23 protein-coding genes are annotated in these 22,668 nt (G+C 44.5%); 17 read left to right on the top strand and 6 right to left on the bottom strand.

The window, feature by feature from the left end; genetic code table 11:
• Positions 1-112: 112 nt before the first annotated feature.
• Complete coding sequence (locus MKX98_RS17415) at positions 113-1,087, top strand: NADP-dependent oxidoreductase (RefSeq protein WP_339217415.1); 975 nt, start codon at positions 113-115, stop codon at positions 1,085-1,087.
• 92 nt (positions 1,088-1,179) lie between these two features.
• Here the strand turns inward: MKX98_RS17415 and MKX98_RS17410 are convergent, their stop codons facing one another.
• Both MKX98_RS17410 and MKX98_RS17405 read right to left on the bottom strand, forming a co-directional pair.
• Positions 1,180-2,118, bottom strand: coding sequence for a hypothetical protein (locus tag MKX98_RS17410; RefSeq protein ID WP_339217413.1), 939 nt, complete (start codon positions 2,116-2,118; stop codon positions 1,180-1,182).
• A 12-nt stretch (positions 2,119-2,130) separates the two neighbouring features.
• Positions 2,131-2,979, bottom strand: a complete 849-nt coding sequence (locus MKX98_RS17405) for a helix-turn-helix domain-containing protein (protein WP_339217411.1) — start codon at positions 2,977-2,979, stop codon at positions 2,131-2,133.
• Between the two features lie 446 nt (positions 2,980-3,425).
• Here MKX98_RS17405 and MKX98_RS17400 point away from each other — a divergent pair, with 446 nt between their 5' ends.
• The gene (locus MKX98_RS17400) at positions 3,426-3,989 is read left to right on the top strand and encodes a histidine phosphatase family protein (protein WP_339217409.1); all 564 of its coding nucleotides are present in this window, start codon (positions 3,426-3,428) and stop codon (positions 3,987-3,989) included.
• Between the two features lie 218 nt (positions 3,990-4,207).
• Here the strand turns inward: MKX98_RS17400 and MKX98_RS17395 are convergent, their stop codons facing one another.
• On the bottom strand, positions 4,208-5,590 hold the full coding sequence (locus MKX98_RS17395; protein ID WP_339217407.1) for an ADP-ribosylglycohydrolase family protein: 1,383 nt from the start codon (positions 5,588-5,590) through the stop codon (positions 4,208-4,210).
• A 95-nt stretch (positions 5,591-5,685) separates the two neighbouring features.
• A complete protein-coding gene (locus MKX98_RS17390; protein WP_339217405.1) occupies positions 5,686-6,546 on the bottom strand; it encodes an AraC family transcriptional regulator in 861 nt (286 codons plus the stop codon).
• A 308-nt stretch (positions 6,547-6,854) separates the two neighbouring features.
• Here MKX98_RS17390 and MKX98_RS17385 point away from each other — a divergent pair, with 308 nt between their 5' ends.
• The 7 genes from MKX98_RS17385 to MKX98_RS17355 all read left to right on the top strand — a co-directional run bounded on the left by MKX98_RS17385 (position 6,855) and on the right by MKX98_RS17355 (position 15,692).
• Positions 6,855-8,519: an extracellular solute-binding protein gene (locus tag MKX98_RS17385; protein ID WP_339217403.1), complete on the top strand. Its 1,665-nt coding sequence runs from the start codon at positions 6,855-6,857 to the stop codon at positions 8,517-8,519.
• A gap of 116 nt (positions 8,520-8,635) precedes the next feature.
• The gene (locus tag MKX98_RS17380) at positions 8,636-9,541 is read left to right on the top strand and encodes an ABC transporter permease subunit (protein WP_009590100.1); all 906 of its coding nucleotides are present in this window, start codon (positions 8,636-8,638) and stop codon (positions 9,539-9,541) included.
• A 37-nt stretch (positions 9,542-9,578) separates the two neighbouring features.
• On the top strand, positions 9,579-10,463 hold the full coding sequence (locus MKX98_RS17375) for a carbohydrate ABC transporter permease (protein WP_009590106.1): 885 nt from the start codon (positions 9,579-9,581) through the stop codon (positions 10,461-10,463).
• 40 nt (positions 10,464-10,503) lie between these two features.
• The gene (locus tag MKX98_RS17370) at positions 10,504-12,234 is read left to right on the top strand and encodes a histidine kinase (RefSeq protein ID WP_339217398.1); all 1,731 of its coding nucleotides are present in this window, start codon (positions 10,504-10,506) and stop codon (positions 12,232-12,234) included.
• 12 nt (positions 12,235-12,246) lie between these two features.
• Positions 12,247-13,929 carry a response regulator gene (locus tag MKX98_RS17365; RefSeq protein ID WP_339217395.1) on the top strand — a complete coding sequence of 561 codons (1,683 nt, stop codon included), beginning with the start codon at positions 12,247-12,249 and terminating at the stop codon, positions 13,927-13,929.
• 96 nt (positions 13,930-14,025) lie between these two features.
• Positions 14,026-15,300, top strand: coding sequence for a Gfo/Idh/MocA family oxidoreductase (locus MKX98_RS17360; RefSeq protein ID WP_339217393.1), 1,275 nt, complete (start codon positions 14,026-14,028; stop codon positions 15,298-15,300).
• A gap of 44 nt (positions 15,301-15,344) precedes the next feature.
• Complete coding sequence (locus MKX98_RS17355; protein WP_339217391.1) at positions 15,345-15,692, top strand: hypothetical protein; 348 nt, start codon at positions 15,345-15,347, stop codon at positions 15,690-15,692.
• Positions 15,693-15,801: 109 nt separating this feature from the next.
• Here the strand turns inward: MKX98_RS17355 and MKX98_RS17350 are convergent, their stop codons facing one another.
• On the bottom strand, positions 15,802-16,500 hold the full coding sequence (locus tag MKX98_RS17350) for a MerR family transcriptional regulator (RefSeq protein WP_220685131.1): 699 nt from the start codon (positions 16,498-16,500) through the stop codon (positions 15,802-15,804).
• Between the two features lie 154 nt (positions 16,501-16,654).
• Between MKX98_RS17350 and MKX98_RS17345 the strand changes: the two genes are divergently transcribed.
• From MKX98_RS17345 to MKX98_RS17320, 6 genes are all read left to right on the top strand, one after another.
• Complete coding sequence (locus MKX98_RS17345; protein ID WP_220685132.1) at positions 16,655-17,143, top strand: DUF6022 family protein; 489 nt, start codon at positions 16,655-16,657, stop codon at positions 17,141-17,143.
• Positions 17,144-17,248: 105 nt separating this feature from the next.
• On the top strand, positions 17,249-17,482 hold the full coding sequence (locus MKX98_RS17340; RefSeq protein ID WP_194542877.1) for an XRE family transcriptional regulator: 234 nt from the start codon (positions 17,249-17,251) through the stop codon (positions 17,480-17,482).
• A gap of 425 nt (positions 17,483-17,907) precedes the next feature.
• Positions 17,908-18,774 (top strand): AraC family transcriptional regulator, encoded by an 867-nt coding sequence (locus MKX98_RS17335; protein WP_199341199.1) that lies wholly within the window; start codon positions 17,908-17,910, stop codon positions 18,772-18,774.
• A 296-nt stretch (positions 18,775-19,070) separates the two neighbouring features.
• On the top strand, positions 19,071-19,439 hold the full coding sequence (locus MKX98_RS17330) for a DoxX family protein (protein WP_194542876.1): 369 nt from the start codon (positions 19,071-19,073) through the stop codon (positions 19,437-19,439).
• A 284-nt stretch (positions 19,440-19,723) separates the two neighbouring features.
• Positions 19,724-20,062 carry a hypothetical protein gene (locus MKX98_RS17325; protein ID WP_339217384.1) on the top strand — a complete coding sequence of 113 codons (339 nt, stop codon included), beginning with the start codon at positions 19,724-19,726 and terminating at the stop codon, positions 20,060-20,062.
• Between the two features lie 45 nt (positions 20,063-20,107).
• Positions 20,108-20,536, top strand: coding sequence for a hypothetical protein (locus MKX98_RS17320; protein ID WP_339217382.1), 429 nt, complete (start codon positions 20,108-20,110; stop codon positions 20,534-20,536).
• Positions 20,537-20,541: 5 nt separating this feature from the next.
• On the opposite strand, the gene MKX98_RS17315 is transcribed toward MKX98_RS17320, so the two are convergent.
• A complete protein-coding gene (locus tag MKX98_RS17315; RefSeq protein ID WP_339217380.1) occupies positions 20,542-21,423 on the bottom strand; it encodes a LysR substrate-binding domain-containing protein in 882 nt (293 codons plus the stop codon).
• A 114-nt stretch (positions 21,424-21,537) separates the two neighbouring features.
• Between MKX98_RS17315 and MKX98_RS17310 the strand changes: the two genes are divergently transcribed.
• On the top strand, positions 21,538-21,870 hold the full coding sequence (locus tag MKX98_RS17310) for an antibiotic biosynthesis monooxygenase (protein ID WP_113059786.1): 333 nt from the start codon (positions 21,538-21,540) through the stop codon (positions 21,868-21,870).
• Positions 21,871-21,926: 56 nt separating this feature from the next.
• Positions 21,927-22,571, top strand: a complete 645-nt coding sequence (locus MKX98_RS17305) for a LysE family translocator (protein ID WP_113059787.1) — start codon at positions 21,927-21,929, stop codon at positions 22,569-22,571.
• Positions 22,572-22,668: the final 97 nt, after the last annotated feature.

Raw genomic sequence — 22,668 nt, 5'->3', positions numbered from 1 at the left:
GTTGTTTAGCCTTGGATACAAAGATCCATCGATATAAACATGCCAACTATTGACATGTTTATATGATAAGTTGGTCTTAGCAAGGAGAGACTTGTTTATTGGAGGGGTAACCATGACTAAACATCCAAATACTATGAGGGCTGCAGTGCTTGATCGGTTTGGCGGTCCAGAAGAACTGATACATCGGGAGATTGGTGTGCCTGAAATCGGCCCCGAAGATGTATTGATTGAAGTTGCCTATGCGGGTGTTGGAGAGTGGGATGCATTCGAACGACAAGGCGGATATGCAGAAATGTTAAACATGAATCCAGAATTCCCTTATATTCTCGGTTCGGAAGGTTCAGGAATCGTGATTGCGCGGGGTGAGAAGGTGTTTAATGTAGATTTGGGAGATCAGGTCTATGCACCAGCCTTTCTGAATCCTAATGGCGGCTTCTATGCGGAATATGCGGCCATCAATGCCAAGTATGTCTCCCGTATTCCGGATGGATTAACCATGCAGGAGGCGGCGGTTATTTCTGGAGTCGGAATTACCGCAATGCGCGGGCTGGAGGGTGTACTGCAACTACGACAAGGGGAGTCTATTCTGATTTTTGGAGCCAGCGGCGGGGTTGGACATATCGCCGTGCAGTTGGCGAAGGGAATGGGAGCCCGTGTATTTGCGATTGCTTCAGGTGAAGACGGAGTTGCCATAATGAAGAAACTTGGCTGCGATGCCACTGTAAACGGCAAAGATAAGGATATCTCTTCGATGGCAAGGAAATTTGCGCCGTCTGGATTCGATGCAGCCATAATTACCGCAGGGGGAGATGCGGCTAATACTGCTGTCAACTGTCTCCGTAAAGATGGACGACTCGTATACCCTCACGGGATACAACCAGATTTACGGATACCCGTAGGAATCAAGGCTACAGGATATAACGGCGAACCCGAGCCCGAGATTATAGCCCGACTTCAACGTCATATTTCACAGTATAGGTTAACCGTTCATATCAGTCATATTTTTGATCTGAAGGACGCCAATAAGGCTCATGAGGCTCTCCAAAATCATTATTTGGGGAAAATTTGTCTGAGAGTGAATCCATAACGATTCCTATTTCCAAATGATCCAAACAATAACAATCTTAGATTTTAGACGAAAATATCCGCCTAATTAAAATTAGGCGGATGTTTTTTTAATCAGGAATGTACATGTAATCCACGAATTTCTCCTTCAAAAGCTTCTTCCAATATTCCGAACTTCTCAAGCACAGAAGCAAGCTCTTTCCAATCGCCTTCCATGGTTAGCGAATGACATAATCCAAGGAGTTCGGCTTGTTGTCTTTTTAGTTGAGATAGGGTTTCGTTTCGGTTCTCAAAATAATTAGCAAAATCATTGGCACGCTTTGCTCCCAGTTGGAAAACGAAAAATTTAAGGTTGCCAATTGCATCATCAGAGATTTCATTGCTGCGTAATTTTTCAACGAAGACTTCAATTGCTGCCTTTCCAGTTTTTGCTCCAATTTGTTTTCCGATTTCCCCTGTATTTTCATAAATATTTTGGAAAAAACGAATGGAAGCATCATAAATCTCATCCATGGAAGGATTACTTACTCTTCTAATGGAGTGCCAGTATTGATATCTGCCTCGACCATATGCAATATTCTCAGCTTTCCATGCCTTCTTGAGCATTTCAATAGGTAGTCGCACATACGGGAAGTTTGCTGGATCATGAACGTAAACATACTTGTCATCCATGCGATAAGCTAATACATAATGGTCAGCACCTTGTTGAAATTGATGATTTGGCGAATAGGTTAAATATCCCATATCAATTGGTCCAAGCATAGCAGGTGACTTTTCTATATGCTTTTTCATCTCATCAATTGGACATTCAGCATCCGCTTTGGAAAATACTTCTGTGAAAGCAAATCCAGCAATCTCCATGGCTTTAGATATTGCAACATCTGGATCTGCCGTATTGTTATGTAAAAATAGACTTCCATTACCATACATCGTTACCCCTAGACCAACTCCTGATAGAACTTCGAGCAATGAAGGATGAACATCCTCCCCAACGCTTTTCATTAACATACTTGCCGAATTCGCATAACAATAAGCTCCGTTTCCAATATACAATACAATCTCCTCCTATTCGATGGGTATTAAATATTGAAGCATATGTGTTGGTTCATTGGCTGTGAAATCTTCATCATAATACTCCAGGCTGAAATTTAGCACTGGTTTAACATGAAGTGCAGGTAACTCATTTCGATAGATTTCTTCCATAGCAAATGGAATATTTTCAATTACATTATCCAATGGAATTGCTGCATACTTATGCGGCGGTATGTATTTCCCTATCCAGCTTTTAGGCAATTCTTCTAAACTATCTACTTCAACCGCCGCAATATAGTAAGGCTCGTTATCTTGATCCAAAGATTCATAACCAAAGCATTTTTTTGTATGGGGGTCGATAGAAAGCTTGATTAATTCATCATAAAACTGATTCCAATGCTTTGATATGGTGTGGTTATTGACATTCTTTTCTAAAACAATTCCTCCAATATAAAATCCTGAGATTTCGATTATGCATGTTTCATGACGAACAGGGTGCTTCCTTGTCCGTAAAATTTCCTCGGATAAAACATCCTTATATAAGTTATAATGATGTGCACCTTTTTTTCGATAACTTAATGGCGAAGTTCCCATGTAAGATGAAAAAGTTCGACTGAATGCTTCTTGCGAGGCGTAGCCATACTTGAGTGCTATTTGAATAAGAGATGTATCACTTTCTATCAATTCTTTCGCAGCCAATGTCAGCCGTCGCTTCCTAACGTATTCATTAAGTGTTTCCTTAGTTAAGGCTTTAAAAATTCGCATGAAATGATACTTTGAAAATGCTGCCTCACGCGAAAGTTCTTCCAATGTTATCTTTTGATTTATTCGACGTTCGATATATTCAGTTACCTTTAAGATACTAGTATCGTAGGATTCCATCTTGCTCCCCCTTAAGTGGTTAACGTCATTATAGCAAAATTTATCAGGAGTTTTTTGATCGTAATTGCTATGTTTGACCGTGTCGTGCTTTGGGATGCCTGTCACTCTTTATGCATAACAATTTTTGGAACCTCGAAACTACCAGAGTTGTATGGATAACAGGTCCAAGCTAAAATTAAACAGACAGTCAGCCTGGTCGGAGAACGCCATAATCTAGGTGCTCAAGAAAAGAAGACGCAACTATTGACGGGATTGTATACTTTTGTCGAGAGGAGGAATGCGTAGAAAACTTACTCTTGCCGCGCTCGAATTGCAAAATAACGAAGCGATTAGAGTGTCGATATCGCCATAAATACGGCTACGAGTCTTCGGTTTCATTTGCGTGGGCATTTCAGTCGCTTCATGGGATCACGCCGAATAGCGGAATGAGATAAGGGAGGGTGGACATGGAATTCATATTTATTCGCCATGGTCATGGAGAACATCTCAACGATTATCCAAATCGGTTAAATACTCTGCATCCTAGTCTTACAGAATACGGAAAATTTCAAGTAACGCAGCTACGAAATGAAATTATAATTGATCCTGATGATTTAGTTCTTGTAAGTCCAACTAAACGTACAATTGAGACGGCAACTATTATAAAAAATGATATGGACTTCATTATTTCTCCATTGGTTGGTCCGAGAATGTTTCCTCAGAACCTCGAACTTCCTTTTTTTGCTTGTGATCACATCCTTTCTAAAACTGAAATCACAAATCTATATGGAGATACTAAAATTCTTGATTTCAATTTGGATTGCTGGAAAGAAGGGATTAATAGGATCGAACAAGATACTTTTGAAGGGTATGCTAAGCGGTTATTAGATTGGATCGGGGAGAGCTATAAAAAAGTAATCATGATTTCACATGATGGCACGATAACGAATTATCGGATATTGCTTGGAGAAAAAGAATTGACCCGAGAAGATTTTCTCGGTGAGGCTGGGGTATATCGAATGAAGTTCTAGTCAGTTGGTCACTAGGTTAACGGGAAACTATTGATCCATAATCCCAAAGTAAACCCTTGACTGTCTGAACCGAAGACTAATCAAACGGTCGATATGTAAAAGAGTTGAGAGGCTCACGTAAGGTTCCGTGAGAGTCTAAAAGAGAAACTCCATTTGGCTACTCGACGGAGAGGAAGGGAGCTAGCCGCCCCCTCCAACTGGATTCATCCTTAATCATGTTAATGCTGCAATTTTCGGAAGACGCGATAGCTTCTTTGCGCGCATTCGGAGATGGCAATGGGGTGGAAGCCACTGACATCGGCATACAACGTATCGTTTAGCGGCGAGATCCACTTCGCAGGAAGTGCTGCAGCTCCAAGCGATGCGCCAAGAATGGAACCGACGGTGGCCCCATTGCAATCGGTGTCCCAGCCTCCAAGTACGGCTGTCGTAATGCCTTTTTCAAAATCGCCTCCGGAATGAATGAGCGCAGCCGCGCATAATGCAGCATTATTATTGGTATGAACAGGGTGATAGTGCTTAAATGCTTCCCATATTTTACTCACTAAATCTAATGTGTCTTCCGTTTCCTCAGCAATGTTGGCCGCTAATGCGATATCTTCTGCAAGGCGGCTGTGTTTCGGAATTTCACTCAATCCGATCTCAACAATTCGCTTCATATCACGTTCAACGAATGCGGCGGCAATCATAGCCGAGCAAAACATGGCGCCGTAAATACCATTCTTCACATGAGAGAAGGAAGCGTCCCGCCAAGCAAGCTCAGCAGCAAGCTGGGGCTGGCCGGCAGCACCGTATGCATATCCGTCCACACGGATTTGGGCGCCGATCCATTCGCGGTAAGGATTCAAATAAGAACGACCCCAATGGATATGTTTCTCCCAGTCATCTGGCTGATCGCCGCTAATATGTGAAGTGACACGAGCGAAATTAAGATAGGACTGCGCTTCAGCCGTGAATACCTGCCCGAAGGACAAATGACGATGCCACAGCTTGCCCACATCCCAGGAGTTGAAATCAAGTCCTCGCTCCTCAAGCATGAGCAGGCCAAGAACGGTATAACGAATATCATCGTCTGTTTCCATAAAGCGAATGTTATCCCGGCAGCTGGCCAAGCTGCTCCACCTTGCGATCTCGATACCGTACTCGGCTTTTGCAGTTGAATCCCCCGGTGTATAGTGGCAAATCGGCCATTGCCCTGCGCCTTCGAACCACAGCTTGATATTGTGCCAGCCGGGCCTTCCGCCGGAGCCTTGCATGAAGGAAGGAGCTTCGAGAGGTTTTCCGAGCGCACAACCAGCCGAACGGCCAAGCCACGCACCATGAAATTTATCCTGCCATTTGAGTTCATCCCCGTTTCCGGGCAGGATTCTCGGTCCATCCGGACGTTCGGCGCGAATGGCTTCCAATTCCGACGGCTCGAAATACCTGAAATCCGCACGAGGTTCAAGAGCCATTAAAGCCTGATATACTTCCATTAACTTTGCTTCGTCTGTTCCGGCTGCTTCGAGACCTTCGGTCATCCCCTCAACATAACAACCTTCTTCTCCACGCTGTTTTATTTCGTCACGAACTAATTCCCTCAGTCCAATCCATTTCGTCATAACGGTTGCCCTCCTGAAATCCATGTAATCTAAATATGCCTTGATTATAACCAGTCATGACGACAATGGCTTCTCAAAACATGAACGCGTTATTCTCATTTTTTGCTCATTTTCGTAGCCCCTATAGATTGCCGATAACGGACCGGAGACAGACCGACAGTCTCTTTAAAAACGCGGTAAAAGGTCGGCAAACTTTGAAAGCCGCATTCGAATGCAATACCAGCAACAGCTTTGTCCGTACCTGCCAATTCACGCTTGGCAGCCTGGACACGCAGCAAGGAAACATATTCCGAGAAACGATAACCGGTCGTTTCCAGAAACGCCCGACTCACGCGCGAGATGCTTAAACCAAGTTCATCAGCCAATTCCCCTAAGCTAACCGGCTCGCGGTAACGATGCTCGACCAAAGCGGCCAGTGATTGCACCTGGCGAACGGAGTGTACCATATGATGACGCTCTTTATCGGTCAGCAAACCGTCGTAATGTCGAAGAAGACGGCCGCACAGCTGAATGAGCGCGCTTTTGGCCATTGCTAAATAACCTGGGGACCTCTCCCGCAGCTCTTCCGCTATAGCCAGCACCCAAGGCGTAAGCTGTTTGGCGAGGGACGAGCCGCCCATAATATGATTGCAAAAATGAGTGGAGCGATAGGAAAACGGCAGCAGCAGACCGGGCTCCTCCGCTAGCAGCAGCGCGGGATCAAAGTTAACAAAAAGATAGCGGCTCGGGTCGTCTGGGGCAGATTGGGCAATATGCCGTTCTTCATTATTGACCAGGAATAGGTCGCCAGGATTCGCTGCATATTGTTTGTTGCCAAAGAAAAAATAGCCTTTGCCTGTTAAACAGAGGCCGATCTCCAGACTCGCGTGCATATGAGGCGGCTGCCGATACGTGGAAGGGGTCCATTCGAAAGCATTGATAGGAATGGGATGGTCATAAGCAATATGAAGTTTCATTATGATCCAATGCCTCCAGTCAATCATGAGTTTATATGCTAAGTATATAGACAAGGGATGCCTTCAACCAGATACTGTTATTTACGTTCATACATACTTTTTGAGGTGTTACTCATTGAAAAGTAAACGCTCCGTTGTATATGTCAATTCACGGTAATTATTTACTTTTTGCCTGGTGTCAAGAGGTGTATACGAAAGTAAAGACTAGTATATAGAACAGCGGGGGGCTTCTTTCTATACTGGAAATATGAAAGACTGCAGTACAATTTGCAGCAAAAACTAAACGAAATATACACGGAGGGGTAAATTTGAAGAGCAAAAAAGCACTTGTCATGATCTCCTTGACGCTTGCATTGGCGATTACAGGCTGCGGCTTCAAAACGTCGTCTGAGCCAAACCAGCCACCTGGAAATTCCAAGGAGCCGATCCAGACGACAGGCACTGGAAACAGCAAGGATGTTATTGAGGTTTCAACGGTTTCGCCAAGCGATCCTTACTTGAAATTTGACGAAGGTGAAGACTTCGACAAAAACTCCGTTTATGACGCTTATGAAAAAGATATCGGTGTCAAAATTACAAACAAGTGGATTGCAGATGTAAGCCAATTTAAAGAGAGAGTAAAAATTGCGATCGCATCCAACGATCTTCCGGATTTCTTGCTTGTAAACGCTGCACAGCTTAAAGAGCTAACGGAGGCGGATATGATTATGGATTTGACAGAGATTTATGATCAGCATGCTACGGAAGAGACAAAAAAGTTTCTGACCATGGACGGCGGCATGCAAATGAAAACAGCGATGATTGACGGGAAAATGATGGGGATTCCAAGCTCCTACAACCCGTTCAACTATCAATTCTTGTTCGTTCGTACCGACTGGCTGAAAGAACTTGGCTTGCCGGAGCCAAAAACAATGGAGGATTTCATTGAAATTGCCGAAGCGTTCAAAGCGAAGAATCCTGGCGGTACAAAACAAGCTTACGGTATTGCGGTCAGCAAGAATCCTTTTAGTACAGAAACAGGCGTTACCGGTCTGAGAGCGTTCTTGAACGGCTATCATGCTTATGAAAACATTTGGATGGAAGACGGAAACGGCGGTTTGATGAACAGTGATATTCAGCCCGAAATGAAACAAGCTCTTGCAGCGCTGCAAGACATGTTCAAAAAGGGGTTGATCGATCCAGAGTTTGCGGTTAAAGATTCGGAAAAAGCCGCAGAGCTCATCTACGACGGCAGCATCGGCATGGTATTTGGCGCTTCCTGGACACCGGCACAGCTTGTTCAAGGGGCTGTGAAAGATGGCAAGGTGGTTCAAGAATGGGGCGTGTTCCCTATCCCTTCAATCGATAACAAACCTACATTGAATCAAATTGGCCTTGGCGTTGACGAGTACTATGTGATCTCTAAAAAAGCCAAGCATCCGGAAGGCGTAATCGGTTTGCTGAACCAATGGATCGTTGTTGACAATCATCCGACAGAAGAGCAGAAGGTATACACGTATGGCAAAGACCCTGTGGAAAAAGGCAACAACTACTGGCTGCTTAACCCGCTTCGTGTAGGCAAACAGTTTGACAATAACGGCGAAATCCTGCCTAAAGCCATTGAAAACAAGGACGAAAGCATCCTTGAGACTGTAGACCAAAAAACGCGTTATGCACGCGCCATGCAATACGTTGAAGGCGATACAAGCATGTGGTGGGAGTATATAATCTCTGGTCCTAATGGAGCCTTTTCGCATATTCCAGAAATTCAAAAGAACAAGCAATACCTTCAAAACAAATTCTACGGCGCACCTACGCCGACGATGGCAGACCGTCAAGAAATTTTAACGAAGAAACGTGATGAAATATTCATCAAAATCATAATGAACCAAGTATCCGTAGACGAATTCGATACATTCGTTGAAGAGTGGAAGAAGCTTGGCGGCGATGAAATCACGAAAGAAGTTAACGAGTGGTATCAATCGATGAAATAGGATCTGTAGCGCAAAGGAGGGATTGAATCTATGCAATCCCTCCTTTTTTCAAGAACAATCAGGTTCTTGAGCAAGGAATGCGCACAACATGAAAAGTGAATCAGCGAGGTGAAGATATGAATAGTCTGACGCGCATGTGGAAGAAGGAATGGCCGCTTCATTTGATGCTGCTGCCGGGTTTAGCTATGATTGTTATTTTTAGTTACATTCCTATGACAGGAATCATGATGGCTTTTCAAAAATATGTGCCGAATAAAGGGTTGTTCGGCTCCCCGTTTATCGGATGGAGGAACTTCCAGCTGTTAATGGATTATCCGGATATCGGCCGCATCTTCTTTAATACGGTATACATTGCTGTAATGAAAATCGTTGCCGGTTTGTTCGTGCCAATCACGATAGCAATTTTGCTTAATGAATTGCGTAGAGAATGGATGAAAAGAACGTTCCAAACCCTGGTCTATCTGCCCCATTTTCTATCCTGGGTGCTGCTGAGCGGGATTTTGGTCGATATTTTGTCTCCTTCCTCCGGCATATTGAACCAGTTGCTTGGATGGTTCGGCATGAAGCCGATTTTCTTTCTTGGCGATAATAACTGGTTCCCTTATGTCATGGTTATTTCCGATGTATGGAAAGAATTTGGATTTGGTACCATTGTTTATTTGGCCGCACTGACAGGAATTAATCCTACGCTTTATGAAGCCGCTCAAATCGATGGCGCGGGCCGCTGGAAACAAACGCTTCACGTGACGCTGCCGGGAATGATGCCGATCATCGTTCTTATGCTGACGCTTAATATCGGCAATGTCCTGAATGCAGGATTTGATCAAATCTTTAACCTGTACAGCGCACCGGTTTATGAAAGTGCCGATATCATTGATACTTTTGTCTACCGTATGGGGATCCAGCAAGCCCAGTTCGGATTTGCCACAGCTGTCGGCTTATTGAAATCCGTCGTATCCTTTATTTTCATTTCCGTATCCTACGTACTCGCCTACCGACTAGCGAATTACCGTATTTTCTAGTAGCGGAAAAGTCGGTGATTCAGAAAGGAGACTGACCGTGGTTATTAAACCGTCATTCGGAAGAAGGGCTTTTCTAGTTTGCAACCTAGTCTTTCTAGCGTTTATATCTTTTTTATGCTTAATGCCGATCCTTCATATTTTGGCGATTTCGTTTAGCTCGGGTTCGGCGGCGGCAGCCGGCAAGGTTGCGCTGTGGCCTGTAGAGTTTACAACGGCGGCTTATGATAACGTGTTCGGCAAGCCTGAGTATGTAAGAGCCTTTGGCATTTCGATTCAACGGGTTGTTGTCGGGACGGTATTAAGTATGTTGTTAACGATTATTACAGCTTATCCCTTATCCAAGGATCGCAATACGTTTCGTCTAAGAACCGTCTATGCATGGATATTTGTTTTCACGATTTTGTTCAACGGCGGACTCATTCCTACCTATTTGACAATTAAAAGCTTGGGACTTATTGATACTCTCGGAGCGTTGGTGCTACCTATGGCAATTAACGTGTTCAACGTCATCCTGCTATTGAACTTTTATCGCAATCTGCCCAGGGAGCTTGAGGATGCTTCACGGATTGACGGAGCCGGGCATTTTTCAACACTTTGGAAAATATATGTTCCGCTATCGTTGCCCGCACTGGCAACAACGGGGCTGTTTACGATGGTAGGGCATTGGAATAGCTGGTTCGATGGCATGCTTTATATGAATCATCCGGAAAATTACCCGCTGCAAACCTTCTTGCAAACCGTTATTATTAAGATGGATTTCCGATTTCTTAAATCAGAAAATGTGGAACTCATGCTGCAGCTGTCTGACCGTACAAGCAGGGCGGCACAAATCTTTGTTGCGGCTTTCCCGATTCTTATTGTCTATCCATTCTTGCAGCGGTTTTTTATCAAAGGCATTGTGATGGGAAGTGTAAAAGAATAGACAAAGAAGGTCGTAGATCTCGGGCACAGGAGAACAAACGATGAAAAGTATATTCTTATTACAGGATTCCTCCATATTCAAAAAAATAATGGCTGCCTTTTTGGCAGCCTTACTGCCGCTTATGGCGATTACCTGGATGATGAATGAACAAGGGGCCGATCATATCCGCAGTGAAATATCCGATTCGATACTGAATACGACGCGGTTTTATTTAGACTCCCTGGATCAGGAAGCAGACCGGATCAGCCGATATTTGCCTAACTATGTCATGGACAGGGATTTAATGGAAGTGGCGGCGACTGGCGAGCAGATGAACTCCTATGAGCGGTCGTATAAAATATTGGATATTCAGCACCGTCTGGATTTAATGAAAAATTCCAGTCCCTTCATTCGCGAGGCGAAGGCGTACATTCCGCTGATCGAGCGCACGGTGCTGAGTAACAGCTTTGAAACCAAGCTGAATGCGGAAGAATATGAAGCGATGCAGCCGGACAAGAAGCTTTATACGGAGCCCTTTATTTACTGGCAGGACCGGCTGTTTATTACGATGCAGTACCCTGCAAGCAAAAAGAACCCGCTCTATGTGGTAGGCGTAGAGCTCTCAACCGGCAAAATTAAAGAAACATTAGCGCAAATCGGCAATAGCAGGGGTGGTCAGACCGTATTGTTTAATCTGGAGCGCGGCTGGGAAATCCATAGCGGCTCAGACCTTGAATTGCGTGATCTGATGAAGCAGCTGGCTTTTGAGAAGCAGGCAGCGAAATTAGATGAAGGCTATGATACGATTCATTATAAAAACAAGCGTTTTCTTACCGTATTCAAGTATTCCAGCCTCTGGAATTCATACACGGTAACGAGTATACCGGAAGAGATGATTCTCGGTTCATTGCAGGTATATAAAACTTTGTTTTGGTGGGCTTGCGCGCTTGCTGTTTTTATTTTTTTATTCTTTACCTATTTTATAATCCGGTTAATATACCGTCCGTTGTTAAAGCTGGTGCGTTCCTTCCGCCGCATGCAGCAAAACGAGCTGGAACCGATTTTGATCGATCGCAGGCAGGATGAGTTCGGCTATTTATACCAGGCTTTTAACGATACCGTGAAATCTTTGAAGACATTGATTGAGGAAAATTATGAGCAGCAAATTCGCAATCAGCGTTCGGAGCTGAAACGATTGCAATCGCAAATTAATCCTCATTTTTTATATAATTGCTTTTTCGTGCTTTGCCGCTTGATTAAATCCGATACGCAGAAGGAAAAAGCCTACCAGTTCTGTTTGTACATCGGGCAATATTTTCAGTTCATTACTCGCCATCATGATGACGACATTCTGCTGGATATGGAGCTTGAGCATTCCCGCACTTATGTGGAGATGCAGTCGATCTGTTACGGGGAACGAATCCAAGTGCTGTTTGAAGTCGAAGCCCAGCCGATTGAAGTCCCCCGATTGATTTTGCAGCCTATCATTGAAAATGCTTATAAGCATGCCCTCGGCAATATGCGCGGCACGGGCGAGCTTTGGGTGCACAGCAAGCTGCGAAACGATGCTTTTTACATTTATGTAGAAGATAACGGCGAGTTCATGACGGACGAGGAGATCGATGCGCTTGGAAAGAGGCTTCGTTATTCAACGAACCAGATGGAGGAGACAACCGGCCTGCTGAATGTTCATCGCAGAATTCAGCTTCGTTATGGAGAAGCGTATGGGATTACCGTATCCCGCTCTGAGCTTGGCGGGCTTCAAGCTATTATTAAACTGAGCATGAGCTAAGGAGGAATCGCCATGTACAGGCTTTTAATCGTGGATGATCTGCCGATTATCGTAGATGGTCTTCTGGAGTTGTTCGAGAAGACGGAGCGCTTGCAGCTTGAAGTCATGAAGGCCTATTCCGGCGAAGAGGCGCTTGAGGTGCTGTCACATCACCGGATGGATATTGTGATTTCGGACATTAAGATGTCCGGAATAGAGGGCATTGAGCTGCTGCAGGAAATCAAATCGCAGTGGCCGAAGTGCAAAGTTATTTTATTGACAGGGTACAATGATTTTCACTATGCAAAGAACGCCCTTACGTTTGGCGCTTTTGATTATTTGCTAAAAGTGGAAAGCGACGAGAAGATCATTCATACCGTTGAACGGGCGATAGAGGAAATCGAAGAGGAACAGGATCAGGCTCAAATGATCCTGCGTGCCCAATCCAAAATGAGAATTGCGATGCCTTCCTTGCAGAAGGAATATATTTGGGGCTTATGTCAAGGCAAGACGATGACGGGGCAGCAGCTTCGGGACGCTTTTGCGGAAATGGACATTCCGCTCGACGCATCGCTGCCTGTCTATTTACTGATAGGCCGGATCGATGCCTGGAAGGAAATGTTCACGGCGCCGGACAAGGCTTTGCTCGCTTACGCTCTTCAAAATATCAGCGATGAGTATTTATCTGCGCATGTGCGCTGCTTCTCCGTCGTATTTGAGATGAACAAAATGGTATGGATCTTTCAGCCAAAAGCCAGCCCGGAGTTAACGACGGATACCGGTACGATGGAATGGACCCGGGCATACCGCTATGTGAGCGGCAATTTGGAGACGATCCAGGCGACCAGCAGAAAGCTGCTGAGCCTCTCCGTATCTTTTCTTATTGGCAGCGAGGCTGTCCCATGGAATCGGCTGTCGGATCGTTTTCATGGGATGAAATACGGTCTTATGCAGGGCCATGGCTTGTTCCATGAGGTCATCATGACAGATAAAGATATTCAGAAGTCCGAAGAAAATGAGAAGGCGAAAAGCTATCATGACAGCTTTTTTCACGCTCGCGTACAGCTGCTGATGAGCTGTCTTGAGAATAATCACCGCGAGCAGTTTAATCATCTGTTTGTTGAATTGACAGACATCTGGAACGATGCGAATACTCCTTATGAGCGCAAGGTTGAGTTGTACCATTTCCTATCTGCGGTATTTCTGGCGCATTTGCACAAAAATAAAGATTTGCGTGATTATATGAATACCCAGATTAATTTGGATAAACTGTTCCGCCAGGAGATGACCGCTTCATGGACGGAGCTCATTCCATACTATTGGCAAATGGCGGACTGCTTTTTTGAATGGAATGCGATTCGAGGAACAGAGCTGCCGGCGGAGGTCGTGGGTAAGGTGCATCGCTATATAGAGGAGCATATTGAGGATGATATATCCCTAACCGCTCTTGGGGATTATGTCAGCTTGAATCCATCCTATTTATCAAGGCTTTACAAGCAGATAACCGGAATCGGACTCTCTAAATACGTAAATGATTACCGTAATGTCATTGCAAAAGACATGCTGCTCAATACATCCATGAAGGTCAATGAAATCGCCGCCAAGCTCGGCTACAATTCAGCGCTTGCCTTTATCCGCTTATTCAAGAAGCAAAATGATATGACGCCGCAGGATTTTCGGACGGCCCGCACCGAAACGATGCAGCAAGGTCAATAATTGTATATGGAATGTAAGCAATGATCTATTTTGATGCGCGGAGTCACCCCTTACAATGAAATTAGGATGCAATTGTACATGCAAGGGGGACTAACATTGAGAACATTAACGGCTGTACTATTAGGCGCAGGCAGTAGAGGAAGATACATCTATGGACCGTATGCGGAAAAATTTCCGAATGAATTGAAGTTTGTTGCTGTAGCCGAGCCGGACGATGAACGCAGACAACGTTTTGCAGAGATTCATCAAATCGCTGAAGAGCAGGTTTATCATTCTTGGGAACAAGCATTCGAGCAGGGGAAAATAGCCGACGTGATGATCATCTGCACGCTTGATCGGATGCATTATATACCGGCAATGAAAGCGCTGGAGCTTGGCTACCATGTCATGCTGGAGAAACCGATGTCGCCGAATGTGCGGGAATGCATAGAATTGGAGCAAGCTTCCCTTAAGCATAAGCGTTTGCTGGTGGTCACGCATGTGCTTCGCTATTCCCCGTTCTGGTCGGGCATCAAGAGATGCATCGAGGATGGGGAGCTGGGTGCCATCGGCACCATTCAGCTGACCGAGAACGTCGGCTATCACCATATGGTTCATAGCTACGTACGCGGCAATTGGCGCAATTCCGAGGAAACCAGCCCGATGATTTTGGCCAAATCCTGCCATGATCTGGACCTCATCTCCTGGCTGATGGATGAACCGTGCACAGCGGTTAGCTCCTTTGGCTCATTGCTGCATTTTAAAGCCGAGAACGCGCCGGAGGGTGCAACGGACCGCTGCATCGATGGTTGCGAAGCCGAGAGGGAATGTGCCTTTTCAGCGATTAAAATGTATTTGGAGCAGCCTGCCGATCATTGGGCGCGCTATATGACGCACGATTTATCACAGGAAGGCATTATCCGTGCGCTTAAGGAAGGACCGTTCGGCCGCTGCGTCTATCGCTGCGATAACAATGTTGTCGACCATCAGGTCGTCAATATGGAATTTGCCAGCGGCGCCAACGCGAACTTTATTATGTCGGGATTGACCCAGAGCGCAACTCGCCGTGTGCAGATTATGGGCACGCAGGGAGAGATCATTGGCGACATGGATAAAGGCTCATTTATGCTGTACCGCTATGCGACGGGCGAAGAGATTGAAATTAGATGCAGCGTGCAGGGAGACGGCCACGGCGGAGGCGATGAGCGCATGGTGAGCTCTTTCCTCAAAAATGTACATAAGGTCGACCGCAACCCGTCTCAAGGGCTTACATCGGCTACAGCTTCCTTGCAAAGCCATTTGATTGCCTTTGCTTCCGAACGATCCCGTTTGCAGCAAGGTAGAAGCATAAAGCTGACAGACATGTATCAGAAGGAAGAAGCGGGCGTTTAACTGTAGAAATCTGCAGAATTTGATTTAAACCGCAAACTCGCCGTATGGGTCGAATGAACCTGCGACGGTGGACGGCGCCATTGCCGCTGCAGATGATGATCTGCCGGCAAATGGTTTACCGTCGGACTGATCTTCAAAAACATTTCGCGAGCACAGACAGCATGAAAACATTAGTAAACCGATTTGTAGAACAAAATCAATATACGAATGCCGAAGCGCCACGTTCTTTGAACAATTATCTAGAGCTGATGAAACGCTACGAAGGAACAGATGCGACACAATTCGACAAGAGTCTGAGAGGATTTAACGCGAAACTTGATATTTTGTTGAACGATGGCGTTATAAAAGATTTCTCGGGCAAGCGGCAATTCGATAACAAACGGGATGCATGATAACTTGTAATTTCCAATAAAAGCCATGGGCTTAGCGTTATTTGCACGCTGAGACCTATGGCTTTTGCTTTTAAATCGGTGTCGATGTTATTTTGTAATCATCTCATCACTAACAGTAGTCTTTAATCAAGCGATATAGAAAATAGAGCGCTCGCATCTGAAGTTTGATCGTTTTGTGCAGGTAAGCCTGAATACGTTCAGTAAGCTTCATCGCATGCTCGATGTTCTCTAGTTCTAAGCCCGCAATGGATTGTTTTAAGTACACGGTTTCCTCGGAATAAACAGAGCTCTGAAGTACCTGAATCATCCTAATTTTAAAGAGATGCGCTTCATTATAAAGACGGTATTCGTTATCAGGGTCTCGCTTAGTCGTGAATAGGCCGCTTTGCTCCCAGTAGCGGATAGCCGATTTAGGAACCCCCGTCCGTCTGGAGACCTCGTGGATGCTGAAATATTGGTTAAAATCGTGAGCTCGGCTACCTTCAGAATACGATTTCAACTCCCGTACCAGTTGATCCAAACTTGCTTTTTCCCGATGCAGCATGACCTCTCGATCCCTGACGATCCACAATGCGTCATCTAACTCGTTTCGTCCAAGACAATGCATTACCTCGCTCGTTACTTCCATACCGAATGCAGCAGACATGGCTTGAATACATGCCAGATAAGCTTCATGGTGTTCTGTATACATACGATATCCATTTGAAGATCGTTCAGCAGGAGGTATCAATCCCTTCGCTTCGTAGTTCCGCAGGGTGCTGCTGCTTACCCCGTACTTTTCTGCCAGTTTTTTCGGTCGAAAGTCCATGTTAACCCACCTTCATAAAAAAATGCGCAAACATTAAATCCATTGTAATGTTATTCTAGATATTTTGTTGATTACCTTCATCTTCATCTCCCAAACCTTCCAATTGGCTTTCATGTTGTATGATGGAGGTAATCCAGTTCAAGGAGGAGTTTATATGACGTTAAAACCAGTATTTCGGTACGACATGACCATTGAGGAGATTGGCGTGGCAGGTAATCAGTATATCGAATCGGTGTGGAAAACATTATACGATTCGATGTTTGATGAGTTAACGATCGCTTTTCGTGAAATCGAGGATGCTGCCTATGGGCTTTATTTGGACCAGTTGATGCCCGCACTATTTGATAGCCTTAAAGACGCCGGGTTCGAAGCAACGGAGCCCCTCAAGGAGCATGATTTCGTCATCGGGAAATGTTTGTTATTTCGCAATTCGCTTGAAAAATGGGGAACCGAGGAAGATAGGTCCAGAATTTTCTGGAACGTTATCCGTAGTACGAATGGTCAACAACCCATCGGAACTCTATTGACGGAAATCCCTCATTCTCATCTGATATTCGACATTCCTAGGGCACCTGTATTATATTCGCTGAGCGAGCATGAGAGGGAACAAATTGCGCGAGGGATTCGACGAATCAAAGAATAATTTTACCTTCATCGTTTGGTTCCCTTTATAAAGTATATTCATACCGCCAATGGACAAGGCTTAAGGTTAAATAGTGCATAATCTTACGCGGGAGGACATCGCTTCTTGAAATTTGAATTTGGACGTTGCTTGCTGAATGAACGATTGATGGAATCCGGAAAGTCAGCGGAATGGCTTGCCAAAGACTTGCTTATTAAACCGGAACGAGTTTACGACTTTATCGAAAACAAAAGAGTGATGCCACTCAAAATTGCCATATCGATCGCTGATTCCATCGGTTGTGAAGTAGGTGCCTTGTATGAATTAATTCCGAACGAACATGAAGCAAAAAGAGAATAACGGAATAAATGGTAGGTGGCATTGAGGCTGTGAGGTGAAAATGCCAATAAAATGATGCCGATGGACATAAGCAAGGTCCCATTAAAAGTCGCTATTCGCGGCTTTTTTGGGCTGTGGGCAGCTAAAACGAAACGTGGAATGCGCCTAGAACCTGTAGAATACCGGGGAACCGGTGCAGCTATCGAGTAACCCTATCAGGGGACCAAACTAAGGGATATCATCTGCAACTTACGAAGTGGCTGCCGATCTAAAACCAGGAGCGGCACAAATCTTCCCAACGCCGGCATAAAGCTGCGAATATCCATTGAACAACTCCAATGTTAGTCCCAAAGTCATGATAGGAAATCGAGTACTCAACTTTTCAGCAATGGGTTATAATTGTAGTAAATCCTGGATTGGCTGAGCCATTGAGAAGGGGAATCGACATGACGGTAAGTTATATGATAGATGGCATGCCGGTATTAAATAGCCATCATCTGGAATGGAAACACATTCAATACGTTAAGTGGAATAAAGTTGCCCCTCAGGAAAGCTACGTTGAATCCATGCCTTATTATTTGATTACCGTAAATTCAACCCCAGAACCAATTAAGGCGGTGTCTCGTTTCGAAGGGCGTGACAACGAGAGAGTGGCGAGAGTGGGTGAGACCGCTTTATTCATACCAGGCAATTTAGAATACTTTAGGTTGGAGAAAGTGGAGGCTTCTTTTAGTTGTATTATGCTGTCTCCTTCATTGGTTCATCAAGTGGCAACTCAAGCTGACTTGGAATTTGTAGGTCAAGATGAATTAACAAACAAAATATCTTTATATGATTCGAAACTATTTCAATTAAGTCAATGGTTAGAAGATGAAATCACTAACAACGGAGCAAGAGGGAAGTTATACGTCGAATCATTATCCAATCTGATGGCCCTTCACCTGTTGGAGATGAATAAAACTTCCCCTCATAAGCAGCTTTATGTTTCGAGAAAATTATCGGAACAACAGCTGGCAAGAGCCATTGAGTATATGAATGTCCATTTTGATCGGGATATTTCGCTTGAAGAATTGGCTAAACTGGTCAATTTAAGTCAGACACATTTGATTCGAATGTTTAAACAAACGACGGGACTAAGTCCTTATCAATACTTCTTACACTTAAGGATTGATAAAGCTAAGACGTTAATCAAGAGCCGTGAATTTACAGTAGGAGAGGTTGCAGTGATGCTCGGATTTACCGACCAAAGCCATCTGAATCGTCATTTTAAGCGAATTACAGGGTTTTCTCCAAGAGAATACATGTCAACTTGAATAGTTTAAGGATCATTAACCACAATTCGTTGTGGTTTTTTTCTTTTTCTACGAGTTACAGGATGGCAATTATGTACAAAAAGATGTTCGAATCTTACAATCCCGCAATCCGCATTTCCACTATACTTTCAACAGGTGGCCAAATTGTATCACACAAAACAATTCAGGAGTTGATCGTATGAGAACATTTTTGATCCCTTTTTTCGGGAGTTAAAGGAGTGGTTTATGGTTGGTGAACATGGTCGGACAGCTCAAAAAACTGTTGATAGACCGGTAAAATAAAGGGAGGGTACCTCATGACCATATTTTCGATTGTACTTCAAAGTTTATTGATCCTGTACTACCTCTTTTCAGGCTTTGCAAAAGTCATAGGCGCAAAATATTGGATCGATATTTTCAACACGCTTAGGCTGCCTCAGTGGTTTCGTATCGTCGCCGGATTAGTCCAGTTAGTAGGTGCCATCGTGCTTATCATCGGCTACTGGGTTGAGGGGGCGGTCGCATGGGCCGGGATTTGGCTTGGAATTACGATGTTGGTAGCGGTCCTTGCGCATATAAGGGTTAAAGATCAGTTCGGCAAAACGGTGACACCCGTTGTGTTTCTTGTGTTCATCATCATATTAACCATGTTGAATGCAGACAATCTTTTGCTTTCCTTTGTATAAAATCATCATCCCATATTGTAAGCTTCTGAAAAAGAGTTTTGTGGTAGTGAAGACGGTAGTGGCGGGAGAGCGCATTCGCTGGCATCTATGAGGCTGATATTGCAATGAACCAAGCATTAAACCCACCATAGTTGGTGGGTTTTGTTTACACGAGATTATACTAATAAAGCGATGAGGTATTATTTCTTATCGCTTTTTGCTTTAGTGAAACGACAAGAGATTAGGGCAGTATAGCGAAAAAAGATTAGTAGGATGGATAATGTTGAAAGAAACTAAGGATAATTATGAATTTGAAAAAGACCATAGAAGCCGTTAATATTCATACAGAAGTGTGGTCGTTGATATTTCGTGACCAAAAACTTGAAAATGAGGGGAGACGTACTCACTCAGGTTTTGTCTTCATGGTCTCCACACCCCTGAACATATTTATCTTGAAGATCATATGCTGCTTTACGGATACTCCGAGATTGTTCAAATACTCTGAAATTACCTCAGCTTGTTTTACGGCGGCATTTATTTATATCGTTGTAGTAGGAATTACAACCATTCCTTTTATCAAAAGAGACGGTACCTATTTGCTGAAGCTGGCCCTATTTGGAAATAGGAAGAAAAGAGAATGGTAAAAAGCTACCCGGTCGATCTAACGAAAGGCACCATTTTGGTATTATATGGCAGAAGGCTTCGAGGAGAGAATCAGCTTCATAGTTCCATTGAAAGTCGCTATTTTAGCGGCTTTTTTGTATTATTTCGTTCTATCAATTGATCGTCGGTTTTCCGATCCTGATTCTGCTGGCGTTAGCCTTGAACGAGGTAAAGAGCGCATGGTTCAAAAATACCTACAACAGGCCACCGGCTCGGCCAAAAATCGACAAATCTCACTTACGCCGAGCGACGATCCGGACTTGTACAAGGCTTATTCCATGGGTAGACCGTTTCTCGCAGCCGGACTTGCTGAGGTTCGGACAGCAGGGGGTGATCATCACGCAGTACAACCTGATCGAAGAGCAACCCCCCACATTAAGGAAGCGCTGGAGAACAACGAATATTTTAAGGCCATGACATCCCTAACCTGGGATCACAGCGAACGGACTTTTTGACTTTACTAGTAAGACGCGGAATGCGTCCCCATCATCTCCACAATACAAGATATCGCCTTCGCTGCCGCGGGGGAACATTTCTTAAAGGAAACTGCGGCTAAAGCAATCGACCTCGAAGCTTCCGGGGATAGCGGACGGGCGACCAGACCTGAAGGAGCCGAGGCAAGGATCGTCTCCGGCAGGATGCTGACGCCGAGTCCGCTTCGCACGATCGCCATAATGGCGTGATCGTCCTCAATCTCGAACCGTACGTGGGGAACCGCGCGTTGTCCGTCAAACCATGCTCTCACAACTGTATCGCATCCTTTAGCGGGCATAATAAACGGTTCATCCACAATATCCTGCAGCGATATCGCTGATTTCATGCTGTATTCATGACCAGCCGGTAAGATGCACATCATCTGATCCCTTATGAGCATTGTGGTTTCCAGGCCATGTGAACAAGGCATATTCACGAATCCAAAATCTGCAGTCCCATCGGCGATCCAGCGCTCGATATCATGATAATGCCCGTCAAGCAGCCTGATTTCTATTAATGGGTACTTCTGCTGAAAACGGTTAAGAATATCCGGCAGCCAATGAAATATGCTCGTAAACGTGCCGATCGTAACCGTACCACTCATCAGCCCCTTGATCTGATCCGCTTCCTGCAGCATTTTTTTCTGTAAATGAAGCATTTCCTTCATATATCCCCACAGCCGTTCTCCATCATGGGACAGCCGGACGCCTGACCGGCCCCGGGCGAGGATTTTGATACCCAATTCCTGCTCCAGACTAATGATGGCACGGCTCACCGCCGACTGGGTTAAGTTCAGATGCTCCGCCGCTCTGGTCAGATTCCCGGTCTCGACCACTTTCCCGAGAATTTCGTATTTCGCTAAGGTCATGTTGAGCACTCCTGTCATGAGAAATAATCATTATAACCATTTTAAACATTCATTTTATTTATTGTAAGAGGCTCGATATAATTCAAATTGAATTCATGATAAGGGGGAACAAGGATGGGAGCTATTGCAAAGACACCGGCACCGCCGTATTATGCGGTCATTTTCACTTCAGAAATGTCCGAAGGCGAGAACAGAGGGTACGGGAAGATGGGAGATAAAATGGTCGATCTGGCTTCGAAGCAGCCGGGTTTTCTTGGAGTCGAAAGCGTTCGGGGTACGGATGGAGTTGGGATTACTGTCTCTTATTGGGAATCGCTCGAGGCGATCAAGGCATGGAAGGAGAACTCCCTGCACAGGGTGGCTCAAGACAAAGGAAAGAGCGAGTGGTATGCAAGGTTCGGCTTGCGGGTGAGTAAGGTCGAAAGAGACGACTATATGAATATTTGACTCTCGTATAATTACATTGGCAAGTATTTAATTAACTTTTTAAAGGATGTGCGAATTTGTTTGATTTTCTAGACTATTCTCTTTTGCCTGCATTTATATTAGCGGCATTTATAGTTTGTATCACCCCGGGTCCGGATATGGCATTTGTTATCAGCCGGAGTATTTCACAGGGGCGCAGGCATGGGATTGCAACAGCAATTGGTATTCAAATGGGAACGTTAGTACATATCCTTTTAGCGGTTCTTGGCCTCTCAGCGATATTAATGACATCAGTTTGGGCCTTCTTAATAATTAAGTACATGGGTGCAATTTATTTACTCTATTTGGGCATTCAAACGCTGAGAAATAGAGAGGGAATTCATGTTACATCAAATAATATAAGAGTTAGTATATATAAAGCATTTTGGGAAGGAGCGTTAACGGATATTTTTAATCCTAAAGTGGCTTTATTCTTCTTAACATTCATTCCACAATTTATAAATCCGGATACTTCTAATATAAATAGTCAATTTATCATTTTAGGCATAATATTAGGCATTATTGGACTAACGGTTGATATTTCAGTAGCACTCATTGCAAGTTTGTTCGGTAATTTTTTATCCAGAAACAAAGTTGCTCTTTGGTGGCAGCAAACAATAAGTGGAGTTACACTGCTTGGATTAGGTACATGGCTAGCACTAGAAGGTAAAATGAATAAGTAGAAGGTGGCAGAAAAAAATAGCAAAATCCCGCTCAATTACAGATTATTCGATGACTGTTAGTCTAGCTGAATCCACGTCTGTCGCTTATTTGAGCCCC

The sequence above is a fragment of the Paenibacillus sp. FSL W7-1332 genome (assembly GCF_037969785.1).
In the GTDB taxonomy this organism is placed as follows: Bacteria; Bacillota; Bacilli; order Paenibacillales; family Paenibacillaceae; genus Paenibacillus_AQ.
The sequence above is the reverse complement of the archived record's forward strand: the minus strand, read 5'-3'. Positions and strand labels throughout refer to the sequence as shown.

Bases quoted from the DNA above. Each gene is read 5' to 3' on its own strand.
- MKX98_RS17415 (WP_339217415.1), top strand. From the start codon at position 113: ATGACTAAACATCCAAATACTATGAGGGCTGCAGTGCTTGATCGGTTT.
- MKX98_RS17405 (WP_339217411.1), bottom strand. From the start codon at position 2,979: ATGGAATCCTACGATACTAGTATCTTAAAGGTAACTGAATATATCGAA.
- MKX98_RS17400 (WP_339217409.1), top strand. From the start codon at position 3,426: ATGGAATTCATATTTATTCGCCATGGTCATGGAGAACATCTCAACGAT.
- MKX98_RS17395 (WP_339217407.1), bottom strand. From the start codon at position 5,590: ATGACGAAATGGATTGGACTGAGGGAATTAGTTCGTGACGAAATAAAA.
- MKX98_RS17390 (WP_339217405.1), bottom strand. From the start codon at position 6,546: ATGAAACTTCATATTGCTTATGACCATCCCATTCCTATCAATGCTTTC.
- MKX98_RS17380 (WP_009590100.1), top strand. From the start codon at position 8,636: ATGAATAGTCTGACGCGCATGTGGAAGAAGGAATGGCCGCTTCATTTG.
- MKX98_RS17370 (WP_339217398.1), top strand. From the start codon at position 10,504: ATGAAAAGTATATTCTTATTACAGGATTCCTCCATATTCAAAAAAATA.
- MKX98_RS17365 (WP_339217395.1), top strand. From the start codon at position 12,247: ATGTACAGGCTTTTAATCGTGGATGATCTGCCGATTATCGTAGATGGT.
- MKX98_RS17355 (WP_339217391.1), top strand. From the start codon at position 15,345: ATGGGTCGAATGAACCTGCGACGGTGGACGGCGCCATTGCCGCTGCAG.
- MKX98_RS17350 (WP_220685131.1), bottom strand. From the start codon at position 16,500: ATGGACTTTCGACCGAAAAAACTGGCAGAAAAGTACGGGGTAAGCAGC.
- MKX98_RS17345 (WP_220685132.1), top strand. From the start codon at position 16,655: ATGACGTTAAAACCAGTATTTCGGTACGACATGACCATTGAGGAGATT.
- MKX98_RS17335 (WP_199341199.1), top strand. From the start codon at position 17,908: ATGACGGTAAGTTATATGATAGATGGCATGCCGGTATTAAATAGCCAT.
- MKX98_RS17330 (WP_194542876.1), top strand. From the start codon at position 19,071: ATGACCATATTTTCGATTGTACTTCAAAGTTTATTGATCCTGTACTAC.
- MKX98_RS17325 (WP_339217384.1), top strand. From the start codon at position 19,724: ATGAATTTGAAAAAGACCATAGAAGCCGTTAATATTCATACAGAAGTG.
- MKX98_RS17320 (WP_339217382.1), top strand. From the start codon at position 20,108: ATGGCAGAAGGCTTCGAGGAGAGAATCAGCTTCATAGTTCCATTGAAA.
- MKX98_RS17315 (WP_339217380.1), bottom strand. From the start codon at position 21,423: ATGACCTTAGCGAAATACGAAATTCTCGGGAAAGTGGTCGAGACCGGG.
- MKX98_RS17310 (WP_113059786.1), top strand. From the start codon at position 21,538: ATGGGAGCTATTGCAAAGACACCGGCACCGCCGTATTATGCGGTCATT.